Source organism: Lactobacillus sp. 23-2 (assembly GCF_044902225.1).
Classification (GTDB): domain Bacteria; phylum Bacillota; class Bacilli; order Lactobacillales; family Lactobacillaceae; genus Lactobacillus; species Lactobacillus absianus.
Window position 1 is genome coordinate 1 of the sequence record NZ_JAOQBX010000025.1, and the last position, 12,411, is coordinate 12,411.

The window sequence follows — 12,411 nt, forward strand, 5'->3', positions numbered from 1 at the left end:
TGTGATTCCATTAGTCCAAACTAAAATACACATCTGCACACATTTTTTACAGCTGTAGTAGGTATACTGGGCAGCACAGGTCATGACCACGAAATAGATGGCGAAGCGGATGCCGCGGTCCTTGAGGATGGCAAACTGCTTTTGGCCTTGTTTAGACAAGGCTTGCGGAGTGTCCTTCGGAACGTACAAAAAGACCAGGACCAAGACGATGACCGTCAACAGGGAGATCATCCAGAAGCTGGCATGCCAGGACCAAGTCGTAGAGATCAGCGTCCCGATGGGCAGGCCAATGATTGAGGCAATCGAAAAGCCGGCAAAGACCCAGGATAAAAGTGAAGCTCGTTTGTCCATTGGCGCCACGAAGTTGGCGATGACCAGGACCAAGGAAATAATCGCGCCGGCAGTCGTGGCCGACAAGATTCTGGACAAAAGCAGGTAGAGGAGCTGGTGCCGCTTCAGATAGCGGGTCAGTGAGGTAACCAAGGGCGTTGATATGGCGTATACCAAGGCAAAGACGGTTACCAGATAGCCAAGACGGGAGAGCGGGGCGCCAATTTCCCGGGAAATGTCTGGCAGGACGCCGACGATCATGTACTCATTGCAGCCAAGCATGAAAGCGATAAAAACAAATAAAACGGATTGGATGCGATAGCGATTCAAAGTGCAACCTCTAATGAATAAATACTGCTAACTAGCTTAGCAAAAGATTTCAGCCGTGAAAAGGCAAGGAAGAATCACCGGGGAATTTTTTGTTAAAATAAGAAGTGAGAAGCGGATCAAAATATGATTAGTCATAGAATTATCGAAAGAAGGTCTTTTTATGGAAATCAAGCTTTATCTTGAAAACGGCTTTCTGCCGGACAAATATGCCAAGCGGGCCACGGTCAAGGAAGCCGGCTCGCCGGTCATCTCTTTTCCCTTTGAATTGACTGACCTGCCAGCTGAGGCCAAGTACCTGGCCTGGTCTTTGGTTGATTATGACTCAATTCCAGTCTGCGGCTTTGCCTGGATTCACTGGGTCGTCAGTGACGTTCCAGTGACCGCGGCCATTCCGGAAGACTTCAGCCGCCAGTACGCGGGACCACAGGGTTACAATTCAACGGTGTCCAAGCTTTTGAATGAACCAGCTGAAGTTCATGCTGGCTACATTGGGCCAACGCCGCCGGACAAGGACCATGACTATACTTTGCGCGTCTATGCCCTCAGCGACAAGCTGAATCTGCCGGCGCCATATTACTACAATGAATTCTTGCGGGCCCTTAAAGGCAAGGTCCTGGATCAAGCCCGCTTCGACATTCCCGCGCAAGCCTAACCTGATATCAAAAAGGAATTTCTCACCAGAGAAATTCCTTTTTATTTTCACTTAAGCAGATTATTAGCGGCGGACTGAATCTCATAAAGCTCAGTGTCGCTGTCGCCTTGCTTCAGGGCCCGGGTCAGCCGGTAGTCCAGCAATTCGTAAAGCTGGCTGTAATTCCGGATCCGGGGGTGGGTATAGCCGCTGGCCAGGATCCGGTCCAGATTCTGGCTGGTTAAAGTCCGCTTGTCTGCGGAATATTGCTGCAAAATCGTGTTAGTAGCCTTGCTTTTGACGACCTTTCGCAAAGAAGCACTGGCACTGGAGTAAGCCATCAATTTTTGCTGCATCTTGGGGTTGCAGCAGACCAGCTTCAAGAACTCCCAGGCCAAGGCGCTCTTATGGCAGTTGCTGGAGATGGCCCAGCTGGTGTTCTCCACGCTGGTGCCATTGACCCCTTTTTCCGCGGGCATTTGCCGGCAGTTAACCTTGAATTTGAAGGACCGGGTGACGTGGTAGGGGTAGGAAGTGTAGGTTCGGTACTGGGCCAGCGTCATCGGCTCAAAGGCCACCCGTCCTTGGTCAAAGAGGTCGTTGGTCACGGTCATATTGTGGGCCGCATTGTCGATTTGCTGTATCAGTTTTAGCGACTTTAAGACTTTAGGCGAGTTCAAGGTGACTTCATTGTCGCCATTGTTCAGGATCCGCGCTCCATAAGCCAGGTCGGCTTGGTACCAGCCATAGTCGCTGGTGGTCCCATATGTATGGGATTTTTGGGAAGAAAGCTGGCGGCACAAGTGGCCAAACATGTCTGGCGTCAGCTGCTTCCACGAAGTCGGCAGGCCGTTTTTGACCAAAAGGTCTTCATTGTACAAGAGCAGCTGTGGGTTGGCCTCATAAGGGAGGGCCAACTGCTTGCCGCCGTACTGGGTGGCTTTCACCAGGCTTGGGTAATAGTCGGACAGGTTAATGTGATCTTTGATCAAAAAGCGGTTCAGGTCCATGAAGGTCCCCTCGCTGGCCAGGGTAGCGAAGGCCTCGTCAGGTACCAGGATCAGGTCAGGCGTCTTCCCGGAAACGATCTTGCCGCTAAGCCAGTTAAGGTAGTCGTTCTTGGTGACCCCGGTTTCATATTTGACTGTGACCTGGGGATGGGTCTTTTCAAATTCTTTGATGGCATAGTCGACCATCTTGTAGGGCTTGCCGTTGGGCACATCCCAGCTGCTGCCAGTATAGACGCCCAGGGTCAGGACTTGCTTTTGCTTGCGGTAGTGGACAAAGGTCCCAGTGGCCAGTGAAGCCGCGATGACCAAGATGGCAAAAAAGAGATAGCCGCGTCTTTTACTTGTCATCGGGAATGTTCTCGCTCGTTACGCCGGTCTGGACAGCCCAGATGGCCAGCTGGGTCCGGTCGCGCAGGTCCAATTTGTCCAAGATCTTGGAGATGTAGTTTCTGACCGTGCCTTCGCTCAAGAAGAGCTTGGCGGCGATTTCCTTGTTGGACAAGCCCAGCCCGACCTGCTGGATGACCTGCCACTCGTGCTTGCTGAAATCGTGGGTGTCCTTGTCGTTGACCTGGATGGCATAGTTGGACTGGGCCATCTTGGAGAAGAGGGTAAAGACCTTCTGGGCAATGTCAGGGTTGATCATGGCCCCGCCGTGGTAGACCGTTTCAATCGCGGTATAAAGCTCTTTAGGCTCAACTCCCTTGAGCAGGTAGCCGGAGGCCCCGTACTTCAAGGCACTGAAGATGAAGTCGTCATCGTCAAAAGTGGTCAGGATAATGACCTTGATTTCCGGGTGGCGCTGCTTGACGTACTTGGTGCAGACGGTCCCGTCCATTTCCGGCATCCGGATGTCCATCAAAATGACGTCCGGCTCATCCTGTTCGATCATTTCCAAGACTTCCTTGCCGTTGGCGGCGGTTCCGGTCACCTCGAACTTGCCCGCCGCCTCCAGAATAATCTTGATGGAGTCGCGGATTAAGGTCTGGTCGTCAGCAATTAATACTTTAATCATGCTTGCAGCCTCAGCTTTCTAATTGTGCAAAAACTCTATTAAAAACTGGTTTAGTTCCTAGTTTATTGTTTCTTTTCTTTCTCTTTGGGGACCTCAACGGTGATTTTAAAGCCGTTGGCACTGTCAATCGTCATTTGCCCGTTGATAATAGCCACCCGTTCGCGCATCTGGGTGATCCCAAAGCCTGGCTTGAATTCCTTGGCTCCGGTCCCGTTGTCCTGGATTTGCAAAAAGTAGGCACTTTCACTTTCCAGGCAGTCGATCATGACCTCGCTGGCATGGCCATGGCGCAAGGAATTGGTGATGGATTCTTCAATGATCCGGAAGATGACGTTTTCGGTCGTCTTTTCAAAATCGGGCTCCTGCCACTGATAGTTGAAGTGAATCTTCAGGCGGGAGATGTCGCTGTATTCCTCCAGCATCTTGCGCAGGGAGGTTTCCAGGGTGTAGTTGGACAAGGCTCCGGGCCGCATTTGGTTCAGGGTCTTGCGGACCCCCTTGATCCCGCTTTTGACGGCTTGGGAGATCTTGTCCAGCTGGGTCTTGGCCGCTTGCGGGTTGATATCGATCAAGACCTTGGCGGCATCAACCCCAGCCGCAATCCCGGTCAGGGTGTGGCCAACCGTATCGTGAATGTCGCGGGCGATTCGCTTTCTTTCCCGGTTCTGGGCGATTTTTTCTGACAAGGCGGCGTAGTTCTTCAGTTCTTCGTTAGCCCGGTCGGCTTTTTCCAGAGCTTCTTGGATGTCGCGCTCTTCAGCCAGCAGGTACATCCCGTAGTAGACGATGATTCCGATAAACAGCAGGAGGTTCAAGGTCACCTGGAAGTTCTGGATGAAGGTCAGCCATGACCGGTACTTGTAAGGCAAAAAGCTGATATAGGTCGCCAGGCTGGGCATCTTGAAGTAGTTGCCTATGATCGCGAAGTCAGAGACTGAATACAAAAGCAGAAAGATCACGGAAATCGTAACCCAGAAAGGCAGGTGGTGGATATGGTCCATGTTCCGACTGTAAAGAAAGTAGTCAATCAAGACTAGCAAGAATATGCCATTATAGGTCATCTGCAGGCTTAGGTAGATGATGATGGCCAAAATGATTTCGCCAGCAAAATAGTAGACGGCTATCCCAGCCGAATGGGAGGCATGGTGGCGGTAGCTCATGAGCAGGATCAGGGCCAGCATCCACAGGTTGGTTGCCCAGAAGATGTGGATTGGCGACAGGGGCAGGCGGTTGAGCTGGAGCAGGAACTGGTAGCTGTTGTTCTGTTGCACGATCTGGTTGGAAGCGGCATAAAAAAGGGATGAATCAAACAGCACGATGCAGGCGTTGAGCCAAAGCATGAGCCGTCGCATCCGCAGCAGTCTTTTTAAGCGGATATTCATCATTGCCACCCCGTTGTGCTGTAGTTTCCGATATTGGCGCGGTCAATCACCTTGACTGGCGTCACCAGCCATTTGGCGATTGGCTGGTTGTTCAGCATCCGGTAGACCGTCTTGCCCGTCAAGCTGCCAATCGCGATTGGCGACTGGGCCGAGGTCGCGACCGCGTTGGCATTTTTGCCGATCAGCCCTTTCATGTTCGGCGCTCCGTCAACGCTGTAAACGGCAATGCGGCGCTTGATCTTCTTTGCGGCAATGGCGGAGAGGGCACCGACGGCGGCTTGGTCATTCAAAGCCATCACCGTATCGAACTTTTTCCCGTGGTCGATGAAGTCAGCAACCTTAGGCAGGGCGATTTCCGATTGTCCGTAAGTTTCCAGGCGGCCAACGATCTTGTAGTTCTGCTTGTGATCTGAAGCCGCAATTTCGTTGGTAAAGCCGTCAATTCGTTGAATAGCGGAAAAAGCCGTAGCCTGCTCGAGCAGGAGGATTTTGGCATTTTTCTGATGAGCCATCATATATTTGGCCTCCAGTTCGCCGGCCCGGTAGTTGTTGGAGGTAATGATGCAGTCAGCGTCATTTTTCCACTTGAGCTCCGTGTCAACATTGATAATCTTGATGCCTTTCCGGCGGGCGCGCTGGAGGGCCTGGTGGATTTTGACGGAATTGCCGTTGACCGGCGCGATGATGATCACGCTTACGCCTTGCTTGATAAAATCATCGATCTGGTCAACCTGCTTGGAAACCTTCAAGGCCGGATCCCGGGTCAGGAGTCGGTCGCCTTTGCGGTTGATGGCATTGGCGATCTGCTCATTTAAGACCACGTAGAAGTTGTTGTTCATGGTCATGTAAGTGGCCCCGATCAACCGCTGCTGGCTGATCCAGGGATGATAAAAAATGAGCAAGAAGACAAAAGTGACGATTGTCAGCCAAATTGCGGCATAGCGCGCCAGTCTCAGCCATATTTTTTGCCGGTCTTTCACTATAGTTTCCTTTCTATTTTTTTATTTTCTTCCTCTTGTATACAAGATGCTCTTGATGAAGCTTTACGTATAGTGTAGTCGATTTCAAGGGAAAAATGAAAGGCTAGGAGAGATGACAAATGTCACATTATGCATGTGAAGGAAGTGACAAATGCCATCCAGTTTTGCCCGGAAGTGGTTACATCTGACACTATGTAAGCGTTTTGCGTCTTGTTATACTTTAAGCAAAGTTAGCAAGGAGGTAAGAAATTGAAGTACGTATTTTTGGTATCGCATGGCAAGTTTGCTGAGGGGCTGAAGACCTCTCTGGAAATGTTCGCGGGCGACGCGGCTGAACGTGTCTTTGCGATCGGCTTGCACAACGGCAAATCTGCTGATGACTTCAAGAAGGAAGTCGAAGCACTGCTTGATGCTCACAAGTTTAATGATGATGACGAATTCATGATTTTAGCCGACTTGATCGGGGGCAGTCCTTTGACCACCTTCATGAATGTCTTCAACGAACATGGTCTGCTTGACCGCGCCACTATCCTGGGCGGGATGAACTTTACCATGGCTTTGACCGTTGTCGTTTCACTGGACGGGATGGACCGGGCAACCCTGGCACAAACTGCATTGGGCGAAGCAAAGCAAGCCCTGCAAGAATATAAAGTCCCTTCCTCTGATGCGGACGATGATGAAGATGACATTTAATTAAACAATGAGGAGGAAATTAAGATGTCAGTATCATTTGTAAGAATTGACGACCGGATGATCCACGGCTTGATCACTACCCGTTGGGGCAAGGAAATGCCATGTGACGGCATTATCGCGGTCAACGACAAGGCAGCTACCAACAAGATCTTGAAGGAAGCCTACAAGGCAGCTGCTGAAGGCAAGAAGACTTTCGTCTGGACGATGGAACACTTCTTGAAGGTGCAAGACAAGGTTTTGAACTCGAACACCCGCTACTTCTTGATTACCAAGAGTCCTTTGGACATGAAGAAGATTTTGGTTGACGAAGGCTTCAAGCCAAGCGACGTGAAGACGGTCAACGTTGGTCCAGGCAATGACCGGGCCGGTGCAATTAAGCTGGGCGACAACCAATCCTTCACCCAAGAAGAAGGGGACGCCTTTGAAGCAATCGAAAAGGCTGGCTACAAGGTTGACTTTGCTCTTTTGCCAGACCAAAGAATCGGTAGCTGGGACAAGTTCAAGTCTAAGTTCGGCTACTAAAAAATTGAATGATTTTTAAAAGAGGGAGATTTTAAAATGACAATCGGTTGGTTCCAAGCAGCTATCTTGGGTCTGTTTGCCTGCTTGTGCTCAAACTCATGTATGGCTGGTCAAGCTGTTGGTAACTACACCATCGGTCGTCCGTTGGTCGGTGGCTTAGTTTGTGGGATCGTCTTGGGCGACTTGAAGCTCGGGATTGCTTGTGGCGTGGCCATGCAATTGGTTTACATCGCCTTGGTTACCCCAGGTGGTACTGTTTCTGCCGACGTCCGGGCAATTTCCTACATCGGGATTCCTCTGGCCATGGTCGCAATTTCATCACGTGGCTTGAACCCATTGGGCTCATCAGCCGCTAACCTGGCCAAGTCAGTTGGTACCTTGGTTGGTACGGTCGGGACGGTTTTGTACTACGCCGTTGCGACGATGAACCTGGTATGGCAGTCATTCGGCTGGAAGGACGTTGAAAATGGCAAGCTGCACAACCTGTACGCTGTAAACTTCGGCTGGCCATGGGTTTCACACGCTATCTTCTCATTCCTGCCAACGATGCTGCTGACCCACTTCGGTGCGGCTGCCGTAACTGCTCTGCGTAACGCCTTGCCAATGGACGGCGTTCCAATGAAGACCCTGTTCACGGTCGGTGGGATGCTTCCATGTGTTGGTATCGCAATCTTGCTTCGTCAAATCGTCAACAAGCCAATGGACTTCATTCCATTCCTTGTCGGCTTCACCTTCTGTGCTTCACTGCACTTGAACCTGGTTTCAGTCACTGTTATTTCACTGCTCTTCGCTACGATCATGTACGAAGTTCAAATGGCTGAAGCAAAGAAGCCTGCCGTAGCGGCTGGCCCAAGCGACGACCTTGATGACGATGATGAAGAGGAGGATATCTAATCATGGACGCGACTAAGAAACTCGATAAGAAAACTTTGAGCAAGTCTTTCAACCTCTGGTTCTGGGGCGCTTTGACCTGCTTCTCACAAGAACATATGCAGACTTTCGGTTACATGTGCTCTATGTTGCCAATTTTGCAAAAATTGTACCCAGATCACGACAAGCAAGTTGATGCCATTCATGCTTACACGGCCTTCTTCAACACCAACCCAATGCTGGGTTCAGTCATTGTCGGCATTACTGCCTCAATGGAAGAAGCCCGCGCCAACGGCAAGGGCATTGACGGTGAAACCATCAACGACATGCGTGCCGGCTTGATGGGGCCAATCGCTGGTATCGGTGACTCACTGATCGACGGTACTTTGATTCCTATCCTTTTGGGGATTGCCTTGGGGATGTCCTCAGGTGGTTCACCAGTTGGTGCGATCTTCTACATCATCGTTTGGGTGCTCTTAGCTTACTTTGGCCAACGCTTCCTTTACTTCCGTGGCTACAAGCTTGGCGACCGCGCGGTTGAATTCTTGGTCGGCGCCCAAGGCGCAGCCGTTCGCCGGGCAATCGGGACTGTTGGTTCCATGGTTGTTGGTGGGGTTCTGGCTTCATGGGTTAACGTACAAACTTCACTGAAGCTGTACAACTCCAACGGCAAGGTCTTCTTGAACCTGCAAAACCAGCTGGACTCCATCTTCCCAGGCCTGTTGACGGTCTTGATCACCATCTTCTGCTGGTGGCTGATGGCTAAGAAACACGTTTCCGCTATCTGGACCATGTTGATCCTGGTTGCCATCTCCTTCGTCGGCGTTCTGGTCAACTTCTTCAACCCAGGTCTGTCATACTAATTGCTGAACAGCATTCAGTTAATTGAATTTATTTTTCCACACGCTCAAACACTTTAAACTCTAAACATTACTTTTTTCACATTTTCGTTTACTTAACAAGTCAGCCTGACTTGTACCATGAATATTTTTAAGCTTATTCCTCAAACAAGGCAATTCTCACATTGATTCAAATCGTAAACATTCATGTTTAGCTGGAAAGGAAGAACTCTGATGACTCTCAATGAAATGCGTCAAGGCTACGAAGGTGAAGTCGCCTATCAAAAACATATGCTCAAAAACCTCGGCTACTGGTTTCAGCTTTGCAGCATCGTCAGCGGCATTGGGATCGTGATGATCTACTTCTTCCACGCGAAAAATCTGTTTTTGGATGTTATGGGCATCTTGCTCCTGGCAGTCGGCGCGTTAGGAATGCTGCTCTTCGGCTATGCCGGCTGGCGTGGCCAACAAAACGTCAAAGCCGTCATCGACGACTATGAAAAGAAGGTCGACTACCTGGAAAAGAATGCTGCTAAGGCTCAGAAAAAAGCAAAAAAGCGCTAAAAGCGCTAAAAAAGATAATCAGGTATAAAGGCGCCGCGGACTTGCTCAACCGCGGCGCTTTTCTTGTGTCCAGATTTGCAGAAAAAAATCTGCCAAAAAGATTGACCTTGCGGGCAATTTTCGGTAAGATATTAAACGTTGGGTGACGCAAGTCGCCAACGCTTAAAAGATTGCGTTATAGCCAAGTGGTAAGGCAACGGTTTTTGGTACCGTCATGCGCTGGTTCGAATCCAGCTAACGCAATAAGCAAGCCAGGCCGCCGGCCTGGCTTTTTTGTCGTCTGGGGGCAAATCGGGTAAAATAAGACGGCAGGAAATTAAAGCAAGCATGAAAGGAACAAGCATGGCAGAAAAAGACGTGGAAGCGAGCAAGATCAAAGAACTGACCGACAAGCTGGAAGAGGAGATCTCTTTAAGCTACTATCTTAAGCCAGGCACGATCACGGTCAGCCGTGACCTGATCAAGGCCCTTCAGGATTTGCTGGAAAATCCTGAAAATTGGGAGGAAAATTAGAAATGGCTGATTGACTTTAATTTGTTTCTAAGGTATAGTTAGGGCAACGAACGCTAAGAAAGGAAATAGAACGATGAAGCTTACCAACGCACAGGAAAATAGCTTCTTTAGCTTTTATTATTGGACTTGACTTGCATCAGCGGATGCAAGTTTTACAGAAAACATGCATCTGCAGTTTCAGTAATAAGGCTTTTCTTAACGTGAAGTTGGAACTTGCAGGAAAATGATCCAGCAGGTTCCAATGATGAATTTGTTAGCCAATGTCAGACCAACCTGGGGATCATTTGATCTCCAGGTTTTTGTTTGTTGTTTTAGATTTTTGCAATCAGTTTTTCAGGAGGCATCTATTATGGTTGATTTGACTCAGCACATGCATAAGGGCGTTACTGGCGTAAAGAGTTCCGCGATTTTGAACTTTACCCGCTATTGCAGCCAATATCCAGACATCGTCAAGTTCACGGTTGGCGAGCCGGACTTCAACACGCCAGACCACATCAAGACCGCGGCAATCAAGGGGATCGTCGACAACCATTCCCACTACGCGCCGTCAAACGGGACGCCAGGCCTGCGCGAAGCCGCTGCTGCCTTCTTGGAAAGGCGCTACGGCCAGCACTATGAACCAAGCGAGATTATTGCCACTAATGGGGCGACAGAAGCCATCTACACGGTCATGTCCGCGATATTGAACCCTGGCGACGTGATGGCCATGCCAACGCCATTGTTCCCGCTCTACATTGCCGATGCTTCTTTGGAAGGGGCGGAAGTGGTCCAAATCGACACCAGCGCGACTGGCTTCAAGCTTACCCCAGCCGCCCTGCAAAAGGTGGTCGATGAATACGGGGACCGCCTGCGGGTCTTGGTCATGAACTACCCGACCAACCCGACCGGGGTCATGTACAGCCAGGAGGAATTGGACGCTTTGGCTGACGTCGTGCGCGACCGGCCAACTTTTGTCTTGTGTGATGAAATCTACAGTGAGCTCAACTACGACCAAGCGCATGCCTCAATGGAAAAGTCCCTGCATGACCAGGTCATTCTTTTAAACGGGGTCTCCAAGTCTTGGGCCATGACGGGCTACCGGATCGGGATCATGGCCGCCCCGCAGGCCATTACCGACCAGCTGGCCAAGGTGCACCAATTCATCACCACGACCGAGCCTTGGCCAATGCAGGACGCGGCAGAGGAAGCCTTCCGGAACGGGGATGCCGATGCCCGGAAAATGAAGGCCGCCTTTAAGGAGCGGCGCGACTACCTCTACCAGCAGCTGACCGAGATTGGCTTCAAGGTCATCAAGCCGCAAGGGGCCTTCTACATTTGGGCCCAGATTCCAGCTGGTCTTGACCAGGATGACGCGAAGTTCGTCTACGATTTGGCTGACCAAGCCCATGTCGGCGTCTGCGCCGGCTCCTGGTTTGCCAAGGGCGGCCACAGCTGGCTCCGCTTCTCCTACGCGACGGCATTGGATGAAATCAAGGAAGGTGTCAAGCGCATCAGGAAATTTGTCGAGGAAAACAGAAATGACGCAAACTAAAACAACTGGGCTTAAGCAAGCCACTATGAATATTTTGAACGGGATCGGGATGGGGGTCATTGCCTCCCTGGTTCCAGCCGCGATCTTGGGTCAATTGATGAAGGCCTTGCTGGGGGTGGCCCCGGCTTTTGCGCAGACAGTCATCAACATCACCACTTTTACTCAGAGTCTGCTCGCCGCCATGGCTGGCTTTTGCGCGGCCTACCTGTTCCAGCTGAACATGGTGCAGATGAGCTCGGTTGCCGCCGCGGCTATGATCGGGTCCGGAGCGGTCACTTTTAAAAACGGCCTGATGACGGTTGCCGGGACCGGCGACGTGATCAACATCGGCTTGACGATCACCGTTGCCATCTTCTTGGTCAAGCTGATTGGCAAGCGGCTGGGCTCGTACACGGCCTTGCTTTTGCCGATCATTATCGTCGTTGGCGGGGGCGGAATCGGGCTCTTGCTTCTGCCTTACGTCAAAAACGTGACGACCTTGATTGGCACGATCGTCATGGCCTTCACCAAGCTGCAGCCGCTGCTGATGGGGATCTTGATCGGGATGTCCTTCGCGGCCATGATCGTGTCGCCGCTGTCCGCGGCGGGGATCGCGATCGCCATTGGCCTGACCGGCGTTGCTTCTGGGGCGGCCAACCTGGGGATTGCCGGGGCTGGCTACACGTTAGGGATCATGAGCAGCAGCGTCAATGGGATGGGAACCACCTTGGCCCACTTCATCGGGACGCCTAAGATTCAAATGGCCAACATGCTGGAGAAGCCTAAGCTCTTCGTTCCCGTGCTTTGCGCCTCAGGTTTGTCCGGGCTTTTGGCGGCCATCGTCAACCTGCAGGGAACGCCAAGCTCTGCTGGCTTTGGCTTCAGCGGCCTGATCGGGCCACTGGCCGCCTATGCGAAGATGACTCCAGGCTGGGGCAGCCTCATCCTGTTAACGGTGCTTTACGTCGTCTACCCAGTGGCCTTGGGCTTCTTCATGCGCTGGATCTTCATTGACCGACTGCACTTTGTCAGCGCGGAAGACTTGCGCCTTGACGTTTAGAACTTGAAAAAGTAAAAAAAGTTGCCAAAAATTCTTGCACTTTAGCTGTTTTTTCGTTAAGATAATAGAGTACTTCAACGGAGGAATAGCGAAGTGGCTAAACGCGGCGGTCTGTAAAACCGCTCTCTCTGAGTTCGGTGGTTCGAATCCACTTTCCTCCAT

The 12,411-nt window shown here is 51.1% G+C and carries 14 protein-coding genes and 2 tRNA genes; 11 read left to right on the forward strand and 5 right to left on the reverse strand.

Annotation, left to right across the window (positions count from 1 at the left end; translation table 11 throughout):
- Positions 1–612, reverse strand: a 612-nt coding sequence (locus tag OCH80_RS08205; RefSeq protein ID WP_404539885.1) for an MFS transporter, incomplete at its 3' end; no start/stop codon positions are given.
- Positions 613–820: 208 nt separating this feature from the next.
- On the opposite strand from OCH80_RS08205, the gene OCH80_RS08210 reads away from it, so the two are divergent.
- The gene (locus OCH80_RS08210; protein ID WP_404539823.1) at positions 821–1,312 is read left to right on the forward strand and encodes a YbhB/YbcL family Raf kinase inhibitor-like protein; all 492 of its coding nucleotides are present in this window, start codon (positions 821–823) and stop codon (positions 1,310–1,312) included.
- A 47-nt stretch (positions 1,313–1,359) separates the two neighbouring features.
- Here OCH80_RS08210 and OCH80_RS08215 read toward each other — a convergent pair whose 3' ends face one another.
- The 4 genes from OCH80_RS08215 to OCH80_RS08230 all read right to left on the reverse strand — a co-directional run bounded on the left by OCH80_RS08215 (position 1,360) and on the right by OCH80_RS08230 (position 5,678).
- Positions 1,360–2,649 (reverse strand): ABC transporter substrate-binding protein, encoded by a 1,290-nt coding sequence (locus tag OCH80_RS08215; protein ID WP_404539826.1) that lies wholly within the window; start codon positions 2,647–2,649, stop codon positions 1,360–1,362.
- Positions 2,639–3,316, reverse strand: coding sequence for a response regulator (locus OCH80_RS08220; RefSeq protein ID WP_404539829.1), 678 nt, complete (start codon positions 3,314–3,316; stop codon positions 2,639–2,641). The genes OCH80_RS08215 and OCH80_RS08220 overlap by 11 nt, the downstream gene beginning before the upstream one ends.
- A gap of 62 nt (positions 3,317–3,378) precedes the next feature.
- Positions 3,379–4,668 carry a sensor histidine kinase gene (locus OCH80_RS08225; protein ID WP_404539832.1) on the reverse strand — a complete coding sequence of 430 codons (1,290 nt, stop codon included), beginning with the start codon at positions 4,666–4,668 and terminating at the stop codon, positions 3,379–3,381.
- Positions 4,669–4,697: 29 nt separating this feature from the next.
- On the reverse strand, positions 4,698–5,678 hold the full coding sequence (locus tag OCH80_RS08230; RefSeq protein WP_404539834.1) for a substrate-binding domain-containing protein: 981 nt from the start codon (positions 5,676–5,678) through the stop codon (positions 4,698–4,700).
- Between the two features lie 249 nt (positions 5,679–5,927).
- On the opposite strand from OCH80_RS08230, the gene OCH80_RS08235 reads away from it, so the two are divergent.
- The 10 genes from OCH80_RS08235 to OCH80_RS08280 all read left to right on the forward strand — a co-directional run bounded on the left by OCH80_RS08235 (position 5,928) and on the right by OCH80_RS08280 (position 12,410).
- Entirely contained in the window at positions 5,928–6,371 is a 444-nt protein-coding gene (locus OCH80_RS08235; RefSeq protein ID WP_404539837.1) for a PTS sugar transporter subunit IIA, read from the forward strand.
- 24 nt (positions 6,372–6,395) lie between these two features.
- Complete coding sequence (locus OCH80_RS08240) at positions 6,396–6,893, forward strand: PTS system mannose/fructose/N-acetylgalactosamine-transporter subunit IIB (protein ID WP_404539841.1); 498 nt, start codon at positions 6,396–6,398, stop codon at positions 6,891–6,893.
- Between the two features lie 36 nt (positions 6,894–6,929).
- Positions 6,930–7,787 (forward strand): PTS mannose/fructose/sorbose/N-acetylgalactosamine transporter subunit IIC, encoded by an 858-nt coding sequence (locus OCH80_RS08245; protein WP_404539844.1) that lies wholly within the window; start codon positions 6,930–6,932, stop codon positions 7,785–7,787.
- Between the two features lie 2 nt (positions 7,788–7,789).
- A complete protein-coding gene (locus OCH80_RS08250; RefSeq protein ID WP_404539847.1) occupies positions 7,790–8,626 on the forward strand; it encodes a PTS system mannose/fructose/sorbose family transporter subunit IID in 837 nt (278 codons plus the stop codon).
- Positions 8,627–8,836: 210 nt separating this feature from the next.
- Positions 8,837–9,166 carry a DUF202 domain-containing protein gene (locus tag OCH80_RS08255; protein WP_404539850.1) on the forward strand — a complete coding sequence of 110 codons (330 nt, stop codon included), beginning with the start codon at positions 8,837–8,839 and terminating at the stop codon, positions 9,164–9,166.
- Between the two features lie 171 nt (positions 9,167–9,337).
- Positions 9,338–9,409, forward strand: a tRNA-Gln gene (locus OCH80_RS08260).
- Between the two features lie 99 nt (positions 9,410–9,508).
- Positions 9,509–9,679, forward strand: coding sequence for a hypothetical protein (locus OCH80_RS08265; RefSeq protein WP_195837362.1), 171 nt, complete (start codon positions 9,509–9,511; stop codon positions 9,677–9,679).
- Between the two features lie 349 nt (positions 9,680–10,028).
- The gene (locus OCH80_RS08270) at positions 10,029–11,210 is read left to right on the forward strand and encodes an aminotransferase class I/II-fold pyridoxal phosphate-dependent enzyme (RefSeq protein ID WP_404539853.1); all 1,182 of its coding nucleotides are present in this window, start codon (positions 10,029–10,031) and stop codon (positions 11,208–11,210) included.
- Positions 11,197–12,249 (forward strand): PTS sugar transporter subunit IIC, encoded by a 1,053-nt coding sequence (locus OCH80_RS08275; protein WP_302188507.1) that lies wholly within the window; start codon positions 11,197–11,199, stop codon positions 12,247–12,249. The genes OCH80_RS08270 and OCH80_RS08275 overlap by 14 nt, the downstream gene beginning before the upstream one ends.
- Before the next feature lie 79 nt (positions 12,250–12,328).
- Positions 12,329–12,410, forward strand: a tRNA-Tyr gene (locus OCH80_RS08280).
- The last annotated feature ends 1 nt before the right edge of the window (position 12,411 follow it).